At 43.5% G+C, this 21243-nt stretch carries 17 protein-coding genes and 1 pseudogene; 6 read left to right on the top strand and 12 right to left on the bottom strand.

Annotation, left to right across the window (positions count from 1 at the left end; genetic code table 11):
- Positions 1–92: 92 nt before the first annotated feature.
- From TT12_RS03705 to TT12_RS16485, 3 genes and pseudogenes are all read right to left on the bottom strand, one after another.
- A pseudogene (locus tag TT12_RS03705) lies at positions 93–3191 on the bottom strand (efflux RND transporter permease subunit).
- Between the two features lie 67 nt (positions 3192–3258).
- The gene (locus tag TT12_RS16490; protein WP_305080023.1) at positions 3259–4146 is read right to left on the bottom strand and encodes an efflux RND transporter periplasmic adaptor subunit; all 888 of its coding nucleotides are present in this window, start codon (positions 4144–4146) and stop codon (positions 3259–3261) included.
- Positions 4107–4514: a hypothetical protein gene (locus TT12_RS16485; protein ID WP_243443340.1), complete on the bottom strand. Its 408-nt coding sequence runs from the start codon at positions 4512–4514 to the stop codon at positions 4107–4109. The genes TT12_RS16490 and TT12_RS16485 overlap by 40 nt, the downstream gene beginning before the upstream one ends.
- A 481-nt stretch (positions 4515–4995) precedes the next feature.
- Here TT12_RS16485 and TT12_RS18185 point away from each other — a divergent pair, with 481 nt between their 5' ends.
- Positions 4996–5124, top strand: coding sequence for a hypothetical protein (locus tag TT12_RS18185; protein ID WP_264298302.1), 129 nt, complete (start codon positions 4996–4998; stop codon positions 5122–5124).
- Positions 5125–5252: 128 nt separating this feature from the next.
- Here the strand turns inward: TT12_RS18185 and recG are convergent, their stop codons facing one another.
- Positions 5253–7541 carry an ATP-dependent DNA helicase RecG gene (gene recG, locus TT12_RS03695; RefSeq protein ID WP_201605891.1) on the bottom strand — a complete coding sequence of 763 codons (2289 nt, stop codon included), beginning with the start codon at positions 7539–7541 and terminating at the stop codon, positions 5253–5255.
- Positions 7542–7889: 348 nt separating this feature from the next.
- Here recG and TT12_RS03690 point away from each other — a divergent pair, with 348 nt between their 5' ends.
- Positions 7890–8906 carry a patatin-like phospholipase family protein gene (locus tag TT12_RS03690; RefSeq protein WP_227678959.1) on the top strand — a complete coding sequence of 339 codons (1017 nt, stop codon included), beginning with the start codon at positions 7890–7892 and terminating at the stop codon, positions 8904–8906.
- A 150-nt stretch (positions 8907–9056) separates the two neighbouring features.
- Here TT12_RS03690 and TT12_RS03685 read toward each other — a convergent pair whose 3' ends face one another.
- Positions 9057–9578, bottom strand: coding sequence for a hypothetical protein (locus TT12_RS03685; protein ID WP_243443339.1), 522 nt, complete (start codon positions 9576–9578; stop codon positions 9057–9059).
- A 596-nt stretch (positions 9579–10174) separates the two neighbouring features.
- Between TT12_RS03685 and argA the strand changes: the two genes are divergently transcribed.
- Positions 10175–11497: an amino-acid N-acetyltransferase gene (argA, locus tag TT12_RS03680; RefSeq protein ID WP_045445754.1), complete on the top strand. Its 1323-nt coding sequence runs from the start codon at positions 10175–10177 to the stop codon at positions 11495–11497.
- 96 nt (positions 11498–11593) lie between these two features.
- On the opposite strand, the gene bamJ is transcribed toward argA, so the two are convergent.
- A complete protein-coding gene (bamJ, locus tag TT12_RS03675) occupies positions 11594–12325 on the bottom strand; it encodes a BamJ family beta-barrel-assembly machinery protein (RefSeq protein ID WP_045452333.1) in 732 nt (243 codons plus the stop codon).
- Between the two features lie 461 nt (positions 12326–12786).
- On the opposite strand from bamJ, the gene TT12_RS03670 reads away from it, so the two are divergent.
- Positions 12787–14499 (top strand): mechanosensitive ion channel, encoded by a 1713-nt coding sequence (locus TT12_RS03670; RefSeq protein ID WP_045452331.1) that lies wholly within the window; start codon positions 12787–12789, stop codon positions 14497–14499.
- A gap of 99 nt (positions 14500–14598) precedes the next feature.
- Here TT12_RS03670 and TT12_RS03665 read toward each other — a convergent pair whose 3' ends face one another.
- From TT12_RS03665 to TT12_RS03655, 3 genes are read right to left on the bottom strand one after another with little or no spacing between them, the layout of a single operon-like run.
- On the bottom strand, positions 14599–14985 hold the full coding sequence (locus TT12_RS03665) for a hypothetical protein (RefSeq protein WP_207803986.1): 387 nt from the start codon (positions 14983–14985) through the stop codon (positions 14599–14601).
- Positions 14964–15467: a hypothetical protein gene (locus tag TT12_RS03660; RefSeq protein WP_045452328.1), complete on the bottom strand. Its 504-nt coding sequence runs from the start codon at positions 15465–15467 to the stop codon at positions 14964–14966. Before TT12_RS03660 ends, TT12_RS03665 begins: the two co-directional genes overlap by 22 nt.
- On the bottom strand, positions 15452–16027 hold the full coding sequence (locus tag TT12_RS03655; protein ID WP_045452327.1) for a hypothetical protein: 576 nt from the start codon (positions 16025–16027) through the stop codon (positions 15452–15454). Before TT12_RS03655 ends, TT12_RS03660 begins: the two co-directional genes overlap by 16 nt.
- Before the next feature lie 305 nt (positions 16028–16332).
- On the opposite strand from TT12_RS03655, the gene TT12_RS03650 reads away from it, so the two are divergent.
- Complete coding sequence (locus TT12_RS03650) at positions 16333–17001, top strand: SDR family NAD(P)-dependent oxidoreductase (RefSeq protein ID WP_045452325.1); 669 nt, start codon at positions 16333–16335, stop codon at positions 16999–17001.
- 119 nt (positions 17002–17120) lie between these two features.
- Here TT12_RS03650 and TT12_RS03645 read toward each other — a convergent pair whose 3' ends face one another.
- The 3 genes from TT12_RS03645 to TT12_RS03635 all read right to left on the bottom strand — a co-directional run bounded on the left by TT12_RS03645 (position 17121) and on the right by TT12_RS03635 (position 20595).
- Entirely contained in the window at positions 17121–17816 is a 696-nt protein-coding gene (locus TT12_RS03645) for a lysophospholipid acyltransferase family protein (protein ID WP_045452324.1), read from the bottom strand.
- A gap of 149 nt (positions 17817–17965) precedes the next feature.
- Positions 17966–19852: a DNA topoisomerase IV subunit B gene (gene parE, locus TT12_RS03640; protein WP_045452322.1), complete on the bottom strand. Its 1887-nt coding sequence runs from the start codon at positions 19850–19852 to the stop codon at positions 17966–17968.
- Positions 19853–19962: 110 nt separating this feature from the next.
- Positions 19963–20595, bottom strand: a complete 633-nt coding sequence (locus TT12_RS03635; protein ID WP_045452321.1) for a YqiA/YcfP family alpha/beta fold hydrolase — start codon at positions 20593–20595, stop codon at positions 19963–19965.
- Positions 20596–20783: 188 nt separating this feature from the next.
- Here TT12_RS03635 and TT12_RS03630 point away from each other — a divergent pair, with 188 nt between their 5' ends.
- Positions 20784–21044, top strand: coding sequence for a DUF1289 domain-containing protein (locus TT12_RS03630; protein ID WP_045452319.1), 261 nt, complete (start codon positions 20784–20786; stop codon positions 21042–21044).
- Positions 21045–21243 lie beyond the last annotated feature (199 nt).

Below are 21243 nucleotides of genomic sequence, written 5' to 3'. Positions count from 1 at the left end.
ACTTAATCAATCAGTATGGGCTTGTCTGTTTTAGACATAGCATTCTCACTGCTAACGCTATGTCATAGGTATGATCAAATAAACCCGTTAAATCATACTTTACCATTTGTCGTTGTTTGCTCTTTGCCACTAGGTACGAGCCATTTAGCAAACCATCCTGACAAATCATCCATCAAAGTATAAACCACGGGAATCACCACAAGGCTTAATAACGTCGAAGTCACCAGACCACCCAGTACCGCAGCAGCCATTGGACGACGGAAGGTTGGATCAGCATCACCCCAACCGAAGACTAAGGGCAACATACCTGCCCCCATCGCAATGGTGGTCATAATAATAGGACGCGCCCGCTTGCGACAAGCATCGATAATAGCCTCAAAACGCGCCAAACCTCGACGCTGTGCAATCAGTGCATAATCGACCAGTAAGATAGAGTTTTTGGTAGCAATACCCATTAGCATAATAAAGCCAATCATCGACGGCATAGAAAGACTGCTATTGGTAATAACCAAACCCACAAAAGCGCCGCCTATCGATAAAGCAATGCCATCAAAATGGTAAAAGCTGCAATATACGCCCAAACAATAGAATAAGTACGCCTAAAATACAAACCACACCGACCGACATCGCAATCACAAAACCGCTGAATAGCTCAGCCATGTTTTCTGCTTGACCTTGGTCAATAATGGTAATGGAAGGCGGTAGTTGTTGCATGGCAGGTACTGATTTAACCGCTTGTACCAAGTCTCCAAGCTCGCCACTCGCAGGTTGCACCGTGATACTGATGGCGCGTTCCCGATCGAGCCTGCTAATCTGCGCCGGCCCAGTGCCAAAGTCTAATGACGCGACTTCACCCACACGTACACCCTGTCCTGCTGGTAACGAGCTCGGTACATATAGACCTTCTAATTGACTGACATTTTGTTTGGCAACATCTGGTAGACGAATGACGATAGGAATCTGCCGCGTATCCAAATTGAGCTTGGATAAACGCTGCTCATAGTCACCCACCGTCGCCACTCGTAACGTCGTAGCGATGTCTTGCGTGGTCACCCCTTTATCCGCCATCGCCAGTCTGTCTGGCGTCACCGTTAACTCTTGACGCGGCAAACTGCGGTCACTGGTCACCGAGCCCGCACTGGGCAACCCTCGAATCTCTGACATAATTTGCTGAGCAGTCTGTTCAAGCAATTGCGGATTGGTACTGGTCATAGAGAAGTTGTAACCGCTCTCTCCGCCACTCGATAAACCGACGGTAAAGCGCGCACCTGGCACTTCTGCTAACAAGTTACTTATTTGACGTTCAATCTCTTGCTTAGAGCCGCGCTCTGCACGTGGTGCTAGCACGATATCTAGACCTGCTATATTTTCGGCTTTGCCACCACTAGAGTTTGAGTCCATGCTAGCCTGAGCCTCACCGACTGAGGTAAAAATATTGGTGACTTCAGGCATTGCCAAAATACGCTCACTTGCCAGCGCAGCAACGCGCTCTGTGTCTTCCAGCGCAACGTCAGGTGTCAACTCAATCGCCACACGAGTTTGGTCAATGTCATTATCAGGAATAAAAGAGGTTGGTAGTAATTTGACAAGCATCAGTGACGCCACGAATAACACTAAAGTTGCACCCATCGTCAGCCAGCGATGATGCAGTGTCCATGCCACTATTTTGAGATACCAACCCATCAGCGCGCTTTGCTTCTCAACGTGTTTTTTCTCTGGTCGCAATATATACGCTGCCATCATCGGTGTGATGAGACGTGCGACCATCAAAGACGCAAAAATCGATAATGCAGCTGTCCAACCAAACTGACGGAAAAACTGACCAACGATACCGCCCATAAAGGCGGTGGGTAAAAACACGGCAATCAAAGTAAAGGTGGTCGCGACTACTGCCAAGCCAATCTCGTCAGCCGCTTCCATCGCCGCTTCATACGGTGTCTTGCCCATACGTAAATGCCGTATGATATTTTCGACCTCGACGATCGCATCATCAACCAATACACCAATCACTAACGACAATGCCAACAAAGATATAATATTGAGGCTAAAGCCAAATAAGTACATACCTAAAAAGGTGGGAATCACTGATAATGGCAAGGCGACAGCAGCAACTATAGTCGCCCGAATGTTGCGCAAAAATAAGAATACGACGACAACTGCTAACAGACCACCTTCGATCAGCATCCGTAAAGAAGCTTGATAATCTTCAGCGATGGGCGTTGCCCGATCATAGACCTTTTCAATCGTGATGTTACCTACATCGGCTGACAGCTTGGCAAGCTCTGCATCAACCAGCTCCATGACCTCGACTTCACTGGCACCACGCGAGCGGGTGATGTTAAATGCCACCACCGTTTGCCCGTCAAGCTTAGCAATAGAGCTTGGATCAGCCGCGCCATCTGTGATTTGTGCCATACGTCCAAGCGCTTGCGTGCCACCTGCTGGGATTGCCACTTGTAAATCATTGAGCTCACTTGCCCGCTCCACCGCACCAAGGACACGAATCGTCTGGGTGGTTTTGCCCACTTCTGCTTCACCACCAGAGCTGTCCTGCTGAATACCCGTGATTTGATTGGATAGTTGTGTGATAGGAAGCTTAAGACCACTCAAGGTAATCGGGTCAGCTGCGACGGTAATCTCACGCTGCAAACCACCAATACGGCTAACCGTACTGACACCCGGTATGTCAGAAAGACGCTTGGTGACCGTATCATCGACGAACCAAGACAAGTCTTCCACATTCATGTTTTTAGAAGCCACAGAATAAGTGACAACGGGGAATCCTGCGGTTGAAACTTTAGTAATAATAGGGTCATTGGCAGCGGCAGGCAAATCGCCGCGTACCTCGCTACTGCCGAGCGCACATCATCGACCGCTTCCTGAATATCCTTTTCTAACACAAACTCTGTGACCATGGTGGCAGCACCCGTTTGTAACGTGGTGCGAATATGCTTGATACCCTCAATACTGGTGAGCTTGTTTTCTATCTTTTTTGCGATGTCGTTTTCGAGCTGTGATGGCGCGGCACCCGGTAAAGTCACCGTGACCACAACTGCAGGTAAATCAATATCAGGAAACTGCTGCACCTTCATTTTCATAAAGCCATAAATACCGCCTAACGTCAGTAATATAAACAGCAAAATGGCAACTAAAGGATTTTTTATCGAGTAAGCAGAAACATTTAAACTCATGGTTTTGCCTGCGCTGCTGTACTCGTTTGGCTAACACCATCAACGATACGCACCAAATCTCCATCATTTAAAAAGCTGCCGCCTTGTTTGACAATTTGACTGTCACTAGGCAAGGCTCTAGCACGGCCACATTTTCGCCAAGTCGCTCGCCCAATGTCACTCGTTGTTGCTTGATACGACCCATGGTCTGACCATCTTGAGTGGTCACATTGGTTACTAGCATCACATAATCATAGCCATCGTTGCTGACGATAGCGCTATTGGGTACCGTTTGCGTACTGGCACTGCCTAATAGGAACTCACCCGTTTGATACATACCTGCCCGTACTTTTGCATTGGCCGCCAAGCTCGCATAGATAGTAATCTGCCGGTTGTTGTCCGCCGTTGGTGCTATGCGGCTCACTTTCCCCATTACCGTATCACCATCTGGTAAGCTCACCCGTACTGGCGTCCCGACACTGACTTCACCGACAAGCTTGGGATCAATATCTGCACGCCATTCCAAAATACCACCTTTAATGATAGTAAATAATGGCTCGCCACCAGCAACCATACCAACCTCCGCCATTTTCTCGCTGATGACACCGCTGACTGGTGCGACCACTGTTGCATTATCTACACTCAAGCGCTGAGTGCTCAGACGCGCTTTGGAAGCTTGTAGCGCAGCCTGTGCTTGAAGTTTTGCAGTACGATAGCGATCGGCTTCTTGTTTACTAATGGCATCAATATCTATCAATGGCAATACACGGGCAGCATCAGCACTGGCATTGGCAAGCGTCGCTTCTGCTTCGGCAACATCTGCCTCTGCTTGCAAGACTTGCTGCTCCATAGCATCGGTGTCAAATATCGCCAATACTTGACCCGCTTTGACGCGATCACCTTCTTCGACCAATATACGCTCGATAGCAACACCGTTTACTTTGGCACTGACATTCGCCGTATCTTTGGCATCAATGGTGCCATCAGACTGAGTGTGTTACCAATATCATCTTGGCTTGGGCTGACCGTTTCTACTGATAATACCGCCTGCTCAGTACTTGTAGCGCTTGCAGTGGCACCATCACTTGAAGTACCACTAGAAACTGGCGATTCATCCGTCGCGGCTTCATCACTCCCGCCCCAATACTTTCCAAGTAGCACACCAATGATAAGCACGGCTGCCAATACGGGTAACAACCATAATGGTAATTTTGAAGCGGTTTTTTTAGACAAAGTATCAGACTGGCGATACGGTGGTAGCTCAGATGGTTGAGGTGGCTCAATGTTGGTTTCTTGCTCGCTAGTCGGTGCTTGCTTATTATTAGGGTGTTCAAAATCACTCATAGTCGGTCTCTATAAATAAGCACGGTACTAACGCCGTAAAAAGTATAAGGGAAACAAAATGATGCAGGCAGAGCTTATCAAAATAGTCTTTTATCATTGTAGACTATCTCGTCATTGGGTCAATTGTGTTAAGTATCTACATAGTCAATTGTTGATAGCAATCAAGACATTGAACTTAATAAAAATATTAGTAGCAAAGATTATAAAGTGAACGATAAGTAAAGACAAAAGACAGCCTATTCCTAGCTCAGTCCCAGTTCATTGCATAAGTCTTCTTCGCGCAAAGTTCCTCTCTTAAAACTTATTCCGCCAATGAAAAAATGACCAAATATGTTGTCATATTGAATGAATTAAGATACGACCATTATAGTTGGAACAATCACTCGTAAAAATTAATGATACATACGCCCTACAGTTTAGACTTGTATTTATGGGGTAATTTGTCATTATTAAGATAACTCTACTAATAAAGGAATCCATCATGGCTAATAAATCAGACGTAAAGAAGCTTAAACAAGAAATTAAAGACACCAAAGCAAAAATTAAGCAGAAAAAGAAAGACCTCAAAGAGCTTAAGAAGTCATTGAAAAAGTCGAAAAAAGCCAAATAGCTTTGTTTCGAAATGATGGCTTTACGTCAAAAAATAGAAGAGGACAGCGTTGGCTGTCCTCTTTTTTACCATTAATTTAGCCATTTTTAGCCCATTTAAACGATAATCGATTGAATTGAGGACACCCCTTAGGCATTAGTATAACGACTCGCCTCAGGCATCCAGCGGTGAATCAGTTGGCTGACATCTGCCTTGCGCGTAGGATCTGCAATTAGATGTTTGGCTAAACGCTGAGCAATGGCAAACAGCTGCTCGTCACGTATCAGATCAGCCAAATAATAACCGACGTTACCCGTTTGACGTTTGCCCAATAACTCACCGGGACCACGTAGCTCCAAATCTTTTTGCGCAATAACAAAACCATCAGTGCTATCACGCAGGACATTTAAGCGCTCTGTACCTGTCTCTGATAATGGCTTTTGGTATAACAGTACGCAATAGCTTTTGGTTGAGCCACGCCCGACTCGCCCGCGCAGCTGATGTAATTGCGATAGACCTAATCGTTCGGCATTTTCGATGACCATTAACGACGCATTAGGGACATCTACGCCGACTTCAATGACCGTTGTGGCAATTAGCAAGTCGAGCTGACCTGCTTTAAATGCCTGCATGATGGCTTGTTTGTCAACGGATTTCATCTTGCCATGAACAAGACCAATACGAATATTCAAGCGCTCATTTAAATCCTCATAAGTGGCTTCAGCGGCTTGCGCATCTAGCACACTAGACGCTTCGACCAACGAGCAAACCCAGTACGCTTGCCTACCCGCTTCACAATTAATTGCAATCCGCTCAATGACTTCATCGCGTCGATTACGGTCAATGGTCACCGTAGTAATTGGCGTACGCCCCGGTGGCAATTCATCGATAATCGAGGTATCCATATCACCGTAAACGCTCATCGCCAGCGTGCGCGGAATCGGGGTAGCGGTCATAATCAGCTGATGCGGCGTGCTATTCGCCACACCTTTATTGGTCAGTGCCATACGCTGCTCAACACCAAAGCGATGCTGTTCATCGATAATAACTAAGCCCAATTTGGCAAACTGCACCTGCTCTTGAAATAATGCATGAGTCCCGACGACCACTTGCACCGCGTTTTCTGCGACTGCTTCCAACGCTTCGCGGCGCTGCTTCGCCGTTTGTTTACCAGCAAGCCAGCCGACACCGATACCTAACGGTTCAAACCATTGTTTAAAATTGACCAAATGCTGCTCTGCTAAAATTTCTGTGGGTGCCATAACAGCCACTTGCCAACCACTATCTAACGCATAACCCGCTGCACCTGCTGCGACCAGAGTCTTGCCCGCGCCAACATCGCCCTGCACCAACCGCAACATTGGAATGGAAGTCGCCATATCAGCCGTAATATCTTTCATGACTCGTTGCTGGGCACCCGTTAAATCAAACGGCAATGCGGCAAATAGCTTATCAGCCAATGGACTTTGTGTGGCACATTTGGGTGCTTTATGCTGATGCAGTTGCTGACGACGATATAACAAGCTGAGCTGATGGGCAGTTAATTCTTCAATAATTAAACGCTGGCATGCTGCATGAGTACGGGCACTTAACTGGGTGAGTAGCTGATATTGTCGTCCTGCGTCGGTATAAGTCGGCGGTGTATGCAGTAATACTAAGGCTTCAAATATCGTCAAATTATAGACGTTGTTATTAACTGTTCTATTAGCGACTGTATGGATATCACTGTTTGTATTATTATTGGCATCATAGACATTGGCTTTATTGACACTACTAACGCTATGACCAGTCGTATTATCTGGCACACTACGCGCCAGTGTCGAGAATATATCTTCTGGATACTCTGCCTCTGTTATCGGTATTTTAGCCGGTTCAAAAGGTGCTAATGGCAAGTCAGCCACGACTGCAAAGTCTGTAGGAGTAAACAGCGTCATCGGTAAGCCTTCACTGCGAACCGTCTGTAATGCCAGCTTAATTAAGGTGCGCAGCTTATTTTGATGCAAACCTTTAACACTTGGATAAATGGGCTGCAAACCAGTATTTACTACCGTCTCATTACTACTAATAACTTGATATTCAGGATGGTGGATTTGCTTACCATAACGACTCACTTTCACTTCGCCAAATAATTGCAATTGCGTCCCTAAGCTCATGGTTTGTGCAAGACCACGATAAACCTTAAAAAACCGTAGCGATATGGTGCCCGTATCATCATCTACCATGACCGTCATACCGCTGCGCTTGGTGTCAACGTGTACCACACGCCCAGCAATCAACGCAGACTGCCCGTGCCCCACCTCTGCTATGGACAGCAATCGGCTACGATCTTCATAATCACGTGGCAAATGCAGCAATAAATCAAATATTCGTTTAATATTCAATTGTGCCAACTGTTCTGCGACTTTTAATCCCACACCCGCCAGCGCCGTCACTGGCATATCTAGCGCTGAGAGTGGCAACTCAGACCTAAAGTGGTCTGTTTGGTGGATAAAGAAGCGTTCACCGATACTGACATCAAAGATCCTAACGATATTATTTTTAGTTTCATATACTCATTCAAGTATTTTCAATATACCGTAGATGATGACAGTTTTTATAAAACAGCTGTCATCAACAGGACACATCAAAACACCGACTCATTTCATTATAGCTGACAATACAATTGCTTATGCTCAGCTATTTAGTAATACTGCGTCAAAAAGCCTGAAAGTCAAACGGCTCATTTGTATCATATCAATAACTGATGTCTTATTTTCCGTATTATGGTCATTTTATAAGGTGTTTTTATGTTCGCTCCTGCCCAGTACCGACAACCTCTTCATAGTCTAAGAGTGCAACATAGTATGAGAGTGCTATGCACCAGCTTAATTATCGTACTCGGATTATCTATCAGCGCTTGTAGCTCTCTAACGCCAGCGCAGCCGTTACCTGAAGCACCTGAAATAGCGCCACTTAATGTGGCGTTAGTATTGGGCGGCGGCGGTGCCAAAGGCTTCGCCCATGTTGGGGTGATTAAAGCACTAGAAGCAAATGGTATCAAACCAACGCTCATTGTTGGCACCAGCGTCGGCAGCTTGGTTGGTAGCCTATATGCCAGCGGCTACACACCAGTACAACTTGAGCAACTGGCACTGACCACTACAGATAGCGAATTGACAGATTTTGTCTTATCCAACCAAGGTGTCATCGAGGGTATCAAACTCAAGAACTTTATCAACGATAAAGTCGATGGACAAGCAATAGAGGATTTCCCCATCCGCTTTGCAGCAGTCGCGGCGGAGAAGCATACTTTGAAAAAAGCCATTTTTACCACTGGTGATGCGGGGCTTGCTGTTCAAGCGTCCTGTAGCGTACCGAATATTTTTATTGCGCCGCGTATTCCCGAAAAGGTCGGTAAAAAGTATATCGATGGTGGCGTGGTCAGCCTAGTACCTGTCGATAGCGCCCGTTATTTAGGTGCTGATATTGTTATTGCCGTTGATGTGACAGATACTGCTATTAACAATACTAACGGTGTGTCTACACTTGATAAAAAATTAAACCTCAACGGATTAAGCAGTTTTTGGGGATTTTTGGAGAGTAATGTCGTAGCCTCGCCAAGCGCCAATCGTGCCTCATCGATACAACGTGAACGAGATCGTGCTGATGTGCTGATTACGCCTGCGGTTAGTCATATCAGCTCACTAGATACCAGCCAGCGCCGTGCTCTCATAGCTGCAGGCTCGCAAGCCACTACCGCACAGATGGCTGCCATCAAGCAATTAATCAAAGAAAAATCTAGCGGAAAATACGCGACGCTTTAAGCGCTTTGCAACGGCGTACCAAAATATCTTTTTAACAAACTATAAAAAAGCACCACAGCAACGAGCCGTGATGCTTTTTGAGATTAAACGAATATTAAGCCAGTATTAAATAAATCACACTGATAAAATACTTAATATTAAATGACTGGCTTATTTCACACGTGCACGGTATTTAACCACTACGGTGTCATTAAGACCAACACCCTCTAAATCCCAGCGTACCGCTTTATAATACTTTAATGGAATTTCTTGCAGTTGGTTATCCACTTTTCCACGTAATGGCATACGGGCAAAAGTATTGCCGTCTGCACTGCCGTATGGAAACTCAGGTGATACTGTACGCAATAACTCTACCTGCTCAGGGATACTCATCGTCACTGTCATTTTTCGGACGCGATCTGCATTGGTATTGGTAAAATAACCTTGGTACTCCAAGACATTACCTGATTGCAGGCGCGTACTAGCATTCACCGGAGCCAAAACCTCTTGACCGTTTGCATCAACGCTAATCAATGACGCGGTAATTTTACTATTGACAGCTTGTGCACTCGAGTTGCTGCTTTTAGTAGCATTGGTCTGTACAGCTGCCGAACTATCAACGGCTTGTTCTGGCGTCGGTAGCATTGCCGAGGCTTGCGTCACTACCATCGCACCGATGAGCGTACCAGCCACAACGTGAAATAAGCGATGTCCGCTCCAAGCACTAAATGGCTAGCAAATTGGTTACTTTTTTTCATGGTTTTCATTATCCCTGGTTAATATGTCGGTAAAACGCAGCTGGTAAAACTTGAATAACTTTTGATATATATTGAATCGTTGACAGGCAGCGCAATTTAGACGGAACATACCCACTTATAATAAACATGTCATAAGAAACATAACTCATTATAAATGGTCGACTGTTATAGTATTGGCAGACCTAGTATTGCTGCTGATTGTAGTGACAGCTAATGGCAAGCGCTGCATGCGTCTATGCTGCTGGCGTCTATCTTGTCATAGCTGGTAAGCTTATCGTATAAAATTCTTATTTTTATTGATTATCTTCGTTCATCGCCTGTAAAGCAATAGCGTTTAGCATAGCAAAAAGTGTTTGTACGTACACTAACCCCGTGTTGAGGTTGTGTATATCGTCCATCAGTGATAAAAATTGATTGATACTACTGAAATAAAAGATAGCTCATAACGGCGTTTTTTGCTATGGTAATTCTTTAGCGATAGGCATTTTTTGCTACGCCCCTTTTCTTATTCTCACTACTATTGCCTTTATTATGACTACTAGCGCCATGCCCCAAATCAACCCTGAATACGTCCATTGGTTCCGTAACTCTGCCCCCTACATCAATACCCATCGCGGCAAAACGTTCGTGATTATGTTTGGTGGTGAGGCGGTCAATCATCCAAATTTTAGCACCCTTATTCATGATTTTGCTTTATTACATAGCTTAGGTATCAAGCTGGTATTAGTACATGGAGCGCGACCGCAAATCGAAAAGAACTTGAAAGATGCTGACATTACATCCCCACTGCATCAAGACATTCGAATTACACCGCGCGTGGCGATGCCTGCTATTTTACAGGCGGTAGGCGCTATTCGCCTGCAACTCGAAGCGCAGCTGTCGATGGGACTGGCCAATTCACCTATGTATGGTTCACGCATCGATGCCATTTCAGGCAATTTTGTGACCGCACGTCCTTACGGCATTCGTGATGGTATCGATTACCAAATGACTGGCGAAGTGCGCTCTATCGATGTTGAAGCCATCAAAAACAACCTGCTACACGACCATATTGTGATTTTAGGCTCAATGGGTTATTCAGCGACTGGTGAAGTCTTTAATTTGTTGGCTGAAGACGTGGCGCTCAGTGCGGCTGTGGCACTGGGTGCTGATAAGCTTATCTTCTTGGGCGAAGAAGCAGGCATCAATGACGATGATCGCTTACTAAGAGAGATGATTCCTAATGAAGTCGATCGCTTCTTACGTGATCGTGATTTAAATTGCGAGATCAATTATTTCTTAAATTGCGCCAGTTTGGCTTGCCGCCAAGGCGTCCATCGCACCCATATTATCTCGTATGCCAAAGACGGTGCCTTATTAGAAGAGCTGTTCACTCGTGATGGCTCTGGTACTCTTATCAGCCATGACCCTTACGAAGAGATTCGTCGTGCCAATATTGACGATGTGGTCGGACTGATTGAGCTATTATCACCGCTAGAAGAGCAAGGCATATTAGTCAGCCGCTCACGCGAACGCCTAGAGCAAGAGATCGATAATTATAGCGTCATCGAGCGCGATGGTATGATTTTGGGCTGCGCGGCGCTATATCCATTGGATACAGAATCAGCAGAAGTTGCCTGTGTCGCCGTACATCCCGATTATCGTAGCGGTAGTCGCGGTGCGGACTTACTGGCATTTTTAGAGCAACAAGCGCGCAGTCATGGTCTGCACAAGTTGTTTGTGTTAACGACACGGACGGCACATTGGTTCGTCGAGCAAGGCTTTGCGGAAGTCGAGGCCAGCGCGTTACCTGCATCGCGTCAAGAAAAATACCATAATGGTCGTAATTCTAAAGTCTTTCAAAAAACTCTTTAGATGCTCAATCTCTAGTCATAAAAAAGCCCTCATAATATTATGAGCTTTTTTATGATTTTATTTTTTAACACTGTTCACTAGGGTGTGTACTAAGTATTATTTTATTTTTAACAGCTCAACCGTAAAGATAAGCGTGCTGTTAGGCTCGATACCTGCGTTACCCGCTTCACCATAAGCAATATCTGATGGGATATAAAACTCGTATTTGCCGCCTTCTTTCATCAGCTGTAGACCTTCTGTCCAGCCAGCGATGACTTGGTTCAACGGAAACTCAATTGGCTCACCGCGCTCATAAGAGCTATCAAATACTGTGCCATCGATTAACTTACCTTCGTAGTTCACTTCAACCACGTCAGTCGCTTTTGGTGATTTACCCGTACCTGCGGTGATAACTTTGTACTGTAAGCCAGAAGCCGTTTCTTTGACGCCTTCTTTTTTAGCATTTTCTGCTAAGAATGCAGCGCCTTTGGTTTTGTTTTCTCCAGCTTTTGTTTCCATGTCTTTAACGAACTTTTCTTCTTGCTCTTTTTGATAAGTCGTCAACACTTCCTGCATTTGTTCTTGGGTCAATGCTGATTTATTGCCTTCATAACCATCACGGAAGCCTTTTTCAAAGGTATCAAGATTCAGGTCACCGACCGCTTCTTTGTTACCTTCAGCCATCATGAAGCCTAAGCTATAACCTACTTTTTCATTTGCTGAGCTTTGCTCGGTGATTGAAACGCTTTTAGCAGCTATCTCTTGGTTACCGTTATTTGTGCTACAGCCTGTTACCAACAACATAGCACTAGCAAGTGCACCAACGCTTAAAGTAGTGATTTTTTTCATAAAGTACTCTCAAATTGTAAGGATAGTGGCGAGATGTCACATGTTCCTATAATAACAAATCTTAGTTTTAGGAACCATGTTTGCCGTCAAATTATCGGGCGAATGTACAGTCTATGTTAATATTTCTCATCATAATAACAAGTTATCACACAAATACAGTAACACGTTAAGCTTTCTATCTTTAAATCTACTAATACATCAGCTAAGCTAAATTAGTTAAGGTGATAAGTAACCGAGTGTACGTCTTTATCATGGATGATTAACATTGGCAGTAAAGCAATTAACACGAGGGAAACCAAGGTTTTTTGATAAGGTTACCTACTCAAAAATTATAATATCACCGCATAACTTACTTTAAAAACACTATTAATTATAACCATCTATGTATTGGTTTCGCTCAACAATAGCTGTACTGATGATATTGTTGAGTGGCTTTCGTATGATGATTAAAGGAGGATAAGATGAATCCAATGTACACATCTTTTAACGGTTATCTTGGTGGGCCTATCGGCTCTATTATTGGTGCTATTTTAATATTTATTATTGGTTGGCTAGTGGCACTGGGTATCGCGGCACTGGTTCGTAATGTATTATCTAGAGTCAATCTGAACCAACGCATGAACTCTTCAACGGGTAAGACCTACGATTTAGAAGGTATTATCTCAAAGATTGTATTTTGGTTCATCTTTATCATCGCGATTTCTGGGGCGCTGAATCAATTGAATTTGAACTCAATCTCGACACCGTTTGCAAATATGGTCAATCAAGTCCTAGCCTTTATCCCTAATCTTATCGGCGCTATCGCTGTGGGTATTATTGGTTGGGTCTTGGCTACTGTTGCACGCACAGCTATCAACGCGGCATTGGCGAAAACGTCAATGGATGAGCGTTTAAGTGCTCAGGCAGGTGTAAAACCGATGAGTAGCACGATTGCCGATATGGTTTATTGGTTCATCTTGTTGGTTGTTTTGACGATGGTATTGGGTAAATTAGAGCTTGATGGTTTATTTGCTCCATTGACTAATATGGTTGATAAAATCTTTAGCTTTATCCCTAACATCCTCATTGCAGGTGTCGTCTTTGTCGTCGGTTATATCATTGCCAAAGTGGTACGCGGCATTGTGACCAACCTTGTTTCTACTTTTAATGTTCAAGAATTGGCTACAAAAGCAGGCTTAAGCGAAAAAAACAGTTTGCCTAATATCGCTGGTTCATTGGCATTTTTAGTAGTGATCATTCCAACTATTATTGCTGCATTAAACGCATTAAAAATTGAAGTGATTGCTCGTCCTGCGACAAACATGCTGAACAAAATCATGGAAGCATTGCCAAACATCTTTATGGCCGTTGCAATTTTAGTCGTGACCTTCTATGTGGTACGTATGGTTGCCAATATCATCAAAGGTTTGATCGAAAACACTGAGATTAATCAATTGCCTGCGAAAGTTGGTTTACAAGAAACGATGGGCGATAAGAGAGTTTCTGACCTTGTTGGTTATGCGATTATCTTCTTTGCGATGTTATTTGCCTCAATTGCCGCCGCTGACTTACTAGGTTTTGAGCCTATCTCAGCCATTATCGCCATGTTTATTGCGTTTGGTGCTAACATTATCTTGGGCGCAATTATCCTATTTATTGGCTTTTGGCTTGCCAATATCATTGCAGGTGTCGTTGAGCGTTCTGAGCAAGGCTCACAATTCTTAGCAAACATCGTCCGTGTATTAATCATGGGTTTAGTACTTGCCATGGGTTTAAAAGCGATGGGTATTGCTGACTCTATCGTTAACCTAGCATTTGGTCTAACGCTAGGTGCCGTAGCGGTAGCCTTCGCCCTTTCATTTGGTCTTGGTGGTCAAGAAGCTGCTGCACGTTTCCTACGTAAAATGCAGGATAAAATGGACAAAGAACGTGAAGAAGCTAAAGCGAAATCTGCTCTTCATGCTAGCTCAAGTACACAAGAAAAAGTTGCTGACTCAGTTCGAGAGAACACTCCTGCTGCTTCAGGTACAATGACTAGTGACTTCCCTACTAGCACTGTCGATACCAACAACCTTAGTACGGGTCATGTAGATATCACTCATGTTGAAACAAGTGATGACGATATCGACACTGGTTCAAATCTAGCGCCAAGTAATAAAGGCTTTACTGATATTGATAATAACGACTTAAAATAAGTCATCATTAACGATATATTTTGAACAAAAAAGACAGCCTAGGCTGTCTTTTTTATGGCGTAAATTTATTTTCTACAAAACATCGCTACAAAATCATATTCAGGACTTGGTCTTCCGTGCAGGTATATTCAAATTTAATTGCATTCGCATTGGCTCATTTTTACTTGCTGATAAATTACTTGCTGATAAGTTATTTACTGTTTGCTGTTTATGCTGTTGGTTTAAGCGCTGTAGTTGCTTGGTCAGCTGCCGCTCACGCTGGGTCATCGGATCAACCGGTTGAATCCATAAATCTATATCAATAAAGGTGTCATTAGACTCGTCAATAAAATCAATGCCCAACACAATTACATGATGCAGCTCGGCTATTGGCAGGCGGCTCGCAACATCCTGTGCAATCTTTGCTAAGTTTGGCTGAATAGCCTGTTTACTGTGCTGGCTCTCAACATCTTGCCCATAGAAGATCAATACATAATGCCGTCCCAAGCTTTCATAAGAGTGCTGATGGACGACATAACCTTCTTTTTGCAGACCATGTGCTTGTTTAGGATGCCTATATAGAGTTCGGACCAGCTCATGCGCGAAAATAAAGACTCGTCCAATAGCTGCTGTTGCCAATAACAGCGTTTTGTTCCTAGTGTCTCTTTATCAGCATTGTCTAGTACTTCTGCATCGAGCATCTCTATCATTTGGGTGCTTAGCTGCGACCACAGAGCTGCCGCTTGCGCCATATGCTGATGATACATGTGTGCAGTCGTGCTTTTGTTTTTGTAGGCAAGTGTCATAGCGACTAATGCAGAATTGGGCTCATCTTGCACCTCGTACTTGATGAGTGCATTCTCTACTGCGATAGCGTCCGTAAACAAAGTTGGGCTATGTAAAAACTGAGTGACTAGATCTGCTTCTGATTCAAAGCTAGCGACATGATTACTGGCTGAATACTGCAATTGCCCTAAACGATAATGCAAAAATCGCCATAACTCGCATGGTGCTTGTAGCTTGCTAATATCGCCTGCCAGTCATGCCAGCTAAAAACTTGTAGCTGCTGCATACTGTCACTCATATCCACCACCAAATCTTCCATAAAATAGTGGACACCAAAGCCATGAGTGAGCCTTTTTAGGGGTTGTCGTTGCTGGTTATTTATCTTAATTTTATTGATTTCTTCACCTTTATCGGTGCGCTGAATATCAAAAACTAAAACATTATGGCTCATGTTGTCGTTATTTTTATGCTGAGCAAGATATGTCTTGTGCCATATGAGCGCGGCCTTTACTACCGCCACACGCGCAGCTTTAATATCGACCAAACTACTTTTAGCAGGCAAATACAATATGAGCTCAAGTAATGATAGGTTACCCAGTGGCAATTGATAGTGATATTGCTGAGCACGGTAACACGCGTCATATTTATGCTCAAGATGCTGCATATTGGCCAAAGCAATATCTACAGCATCTTTCTGCAAATAGCAGGTCAACTCATTAACAAGACAATCATTATCAGATAGGGTAATAGATGAGTTAGACACAGTGTTAACCTTTTATTATCGAATGGACGCGTTGTATGGTAAGTTGCTATTGATGAGCATAACACTAGAGCATGTTGAATATTCGCAAATGTTTTTGCTATAACGACAGGCTACCGACGAAAAACTTAACAAAATAAGCCTTATTAAATGCAGTCGCTTTCAGGGCAATGAGTTGTTATGATAATAGCAAAGTAGCATGATTTGCAGTCAAACTTATCGCTTATGGGCTGCCTTTGATTACATTTTTTAGAGTCATTTATTAAAATTATTTAATGACCATTATATAATAAAAAGGATTGAACGTTATGAAACGCTTTAAAGAGAAAACTGTCATTATAACAGGTGCAGATTCTGATATTGGTCGTGCAACGGCGCTTAGATTTGCACAAGAAGGGGCGAATTGTATAATCGTTGGTATTAATAACGATATTTTAGAATACATCTACGAGGATCTGCCACAGGATCATACATGGATCAATACAGGTAACCACCTTACCGTGACCAGTGATATTAATGATTTGACCCAAACGGCAAGATTGATAGAGCATGTACGCGATAAATATAAACATATTGATGTGATGGTCAACATAGATACTGCGGTCGGCATTCATCAGTCAGTTATTCCAGAACTGATAAAAACACAAGGCAATATCGTTAATGTGTCAACGCTAACGGAGATATCAGCAGACTGGAATATAGAGACCTATAAAGCTAGACAAAAGAATTTGACTGATGTTACAAAGAAGCTGGCATTAGAGAATATACCAAATAATGTACGTATTAATGCCGTATCTGCTGGATTGGTGGCAACAGACATCAGTCCAAATCCATTTATTAGCCACTCCCCACTAGGGAAGACAGCGACACCGTTTGATGTAACCGCCGCTGTGATGTTTTTAGCCAGTGATGATGCTGCCATCATTACTGGTATGAATTTACCTGTCGATGGCGGGGTGAGTACGTTTAATAGCTAACTCAATGCTTAGTTTTTTAGCCATTCTTAAAACTCATCACCGCAAACAAAAGACCCCCTGACATTAATCTGTCAGGGGGTCTTAATATAATACAGATACTCATAACTCATTTAAAAACGTTATTCAGCTGAATGATTGATATCTTGTAATGGTTGAGATAAGCGCTCAGGATGTCTTGGTATCACCCCTTTATACTGAGCATAAATTTTTGGTAAATCCGCTTCGATATCACCACTAGGATAAACCAACGACATAAAGCGTATCTCTTTAGTTTTGTAATCCATCGCTACCGGCAAAATAGGTACACCAGCGCCCACTGCTAAATAATAAAAGCCAGATTTCCAAGTTTCAGTATATTGACGCGTGCCTTCTGGTGCTAAACCCAAAAATAGTGGCTTACCGGTTTTGAACTTATCAATACTTGCTTGCAGCACTGAGCCTTTATCACTACGATCAATGGGAATCACCCCTATCCAGCTTAATAGCTGAGCAAATATTGGCACTTTAAATAACGTATGCTTACCCATAATACTGATTTTTAAATCTAGGGCGAATAAACTGGGTATCGCATAAACCCCGTCGATATTCGAAGTATGCGGCAGCGCTAAAACCACGGCTTGTGAAATATTTGGAATCTCTCCAACTGTACGCCAACCCGCAGCTTTTAGCATAGCTGAGGCAATCACTGGCGCAATTTTATTACCGCGTTTCGGGACTAAACTACCCAGCTGCTTTCTACTAAGCTTAGGCAATATTTTAGAGTTTACAGACTTAGAAGCAGCAGCTTTTGAGCGATTAAACAACTTTGATGTCATGACGGCACCACATAATAAAAGATACCTACATAATAACATTAAGCTTATACAACTAAATTGAATTTTATAGGCTTTTATTGCTTACCAGCTTACCGGTTTATAAAGTTATATAAATATATAGCTATTGATGGACATATCCATCAAGCCCATTAGGATATGTCAGCCAAATTGCCTTTATTCTCAAGCCAAACCTTGCGATCAGCAGCCCGTTTTTTAGCCAACAGCATATCCATCACGCTATTAGTCAACACTATGTCATCCATATCTAGCTGAACTAAACGCCGAGTATCACGGTTCATGGTCGTCTCACGTAACTGCTCTGCACTCATTTCACCCAAGCCTTTAAAACGGGTAATCTGCGCTTTTTTATTGCCCGGCACATTGGACAAAATGTGCTGAAGCTCAGGCTCATCTAACGCATAATGCACCTCTTTACCCACGTCTACTCGATATAACGGCGGCATGGCGACAAATAAATGACCCGCATCCACCAAGGCAGGAAAATGCTTAACAAATAGGGCGCAGATGAGCGTGGCAATATGCAAACCATCAGAATCCGCATCCGCTAAGATACATACCTTGTCATACCGCAGCTCAGACAAATCATCAGATGCCGGATCGACACCGATAGCAATGGCGATATCATGAATCTCTTGGCTCGATAACACCGTATCTGATGACACCTCCCACGTATTTAAAATCTTACCACGCAGCGGTAATATCGCCTGATAATGACGGTCACGTGCTTGCTTGGCGCTACCACCCGCAGAATCACCTTCCACCAAAAACAGCTCAGCACCATCACGCAAATCACCGCGACAATCTGCCAACTTACCCGGCAACGCAGGACCTTGCGTGATTTTCTTACGGGCGACTTTTTTGGCAGACTTGAGACGACGTCCAGCTTTATTAATCGCCAGCTCTGCGATTTGAGTACCCATATCAGCATGCTGGTTTAACCACAGACTAAAGGCATCTTTTGCTAATGTCTGTACTGCCCCAGCAGCTTCACGGCTAGATAGACGCTCTTTGGTCTGCCCAGAAAATTGCGGCTCAGAAAATTTGAGCGACAGAATATAGTTCACCCCATCCCAGACATCTTCTGCCGTTAGCTTGACACTCCGTGGTAATAAGTTATGAATATCGCAAAACTCACGCAATGCTTCTAAAATACCCGTTCGCAGACCATTGACGTGCGTACCGCCTTGCGCTGTCGGGATAAGGTTCACATAACTTTCTTGAATCGGCGTGCCACCATCAGGTAACCAAGACAAGGCAAAGGTAATAGCAGCACGTTCGCCCGCTTTCGCATCGTAATTATAATAAAACGGTGCTTCAGGTAAGGTTTCTAAACCATCCAACTGTTCGCTTAGATATTCGACCACTCCGTCAGTAAACTGCCAAACCACCTTTTCATTATTAATATCATCAACAAATTCAATCGTCAGCCCAGCTGCTAGAACCGCTTTGGCTTTTAGATTGTGCTTGAGCTGCTTGACATTAAATTTAGGCGTATCAAAAAAGCGACCATCTGCCCAAAAATGCACTCTGGTACCACGTTTACGTTTATTCGAGCTGATAGTTTCAGTCAACGGCGTCACTGGTGCGCCATTTTCAAACGCCATATCAAACTGTGTACTATCACGCCATACCGTCACTTCAACGCGCGTCGACAAGGCATTGACAACAGAGATACCTACCCCATGCAGACCGCCTGACACTTCATAATTAGAAGTTGAAAACTTCCCACCAGCATGCAAACGAGTTAAAATCAGCTCAATCCCTGACTGATTAAACTCAGGATGAATATCAGTCGGCATACCGCGCCCATCATCCTCAACTGACAATGAGCCATCACTATGCAGTTGCACCTTGATGGTTTTAGCATAACCCGCCAACGCTTCATCAACTGAGTTATCGATAACCTCTTGCGCCAGATGGTTTGGGCGGGTGGTATCGGTATACATACCTGGACGACGACGTACTGGCTCAAGCCCTTCTAAAACTTCTAACGATTGCGCATTATATTGACTCACAAATGCATCCTTAACGATTCATGTCTGATTAATTCTATTCAACCATTATAACCAAAAATAGCGACGTTAAGGTTAATAGTCCATCGCTCACGTCATATAATGTCGCCTGTTTAGACTCGTACTAAATCTTGTAGCATATTTATCATCATCGGCAACTGCTCACCAAAGTCACTAAACCGATGATCGCCACCCGCTTGTAAAATAACCGTACTCCCTTGCTGTTGATAAAAGGCTTTAGACAATTCAGGATTTAATAACTCATCGCCTTCTTTAATAAATACAGCAATTTTTTTAGGATAATGAACTTCTGATAACTGATGATCTGTAAACCATTGCAAATCTGAGTGAGTAATATTCCAACCGCCCGCTGTGGTATGCAGAATTTCATTGTTTAACACCTCACCTTCCCCATCAGTATTTGCCAACAACTCATTAGCAAAACGCTGCAGCGTAATATGTGGCTGCGTACTAGGATTTAATAGTAAAGCCGCACAGCCTGTATGATTGCTCACCAAGGTAGAAAAATAGCCACCCAATGAGCTACCAACGAATACAACTTTTGAGTCGCTGCCCCATTCCTCAACTAGACTTATCAGTTTATCGAACACGTCTTGTGGCGATTTATTCAAATCGGGACGCAGTACATTGATATCAGGGTGATGATGCTGGCAGTATTTTTCTAATAGCATTCCCTTGGTAGAGTTCGCATCACTGTCCAGTCCATGGATATAAATCAAGTTCACGTATCATCTCACTTATTAATTTTGTTATGATTATCTTATATAGGCTAGTGACGCTAAGCATAGCACCCGCTAAACAAAAATAATAACAATAAAACGGCACACCATTAGTCAGTATTTGCGACATAATAATATGGTCATAATAGTTCTATGCAAGTCAAAGGAATGACGATAATAGCAATGGAGTCGCCATGAACCAACAGTTTGAGCTGTTTGAGATTGCCAATCCATGTATTGGTGTTTGCACTAGCAATAAAAAGGGCTATTGCTTTGGTTGCTTGCGAAGTCGTGTCGAGCGTCAATTATGGCATGATATGACAACGGAGCAACGCCGTGAAGTTTTAAGGCTGGTTTCTGGACGTAAACTGCGTATAGAGCAGATGAGACAGCGTAAAGGTGAACAGTTAAGATTCGATTTTGAGGAAGACGTTGAGATGGGTGAGTTGTTTTGAGAAGTAATGAACTTAATCTCATTTAAAGTCTTTACGCGTATAACCTTAATCTAAAATCAGCAATACTAAACATGCCAATATCCAGTTCGAAAAATAGTCGTAGATTTTCCATTGTTTAGGATCGGTACTAAAATCCAACGCCTTAACTCTTTGTAGTTCGTTAAAATTAGAAGGAAGCTTCTCGAACACTTCGGTTAAA

Origin of the sequence: Psychrobacter sp. JCM 18903, from assembly GCF_000586475.1 — a bacterium.
Classification (GTDB): Bacteria; Pseudomonadota; Gammaproteobacteria; order Pseudomonadales; family Moraxellaceae; genus Psychrobacter.
This window is presented reverse-complemented; position numbering and strand designations above follow the sequence as displayed.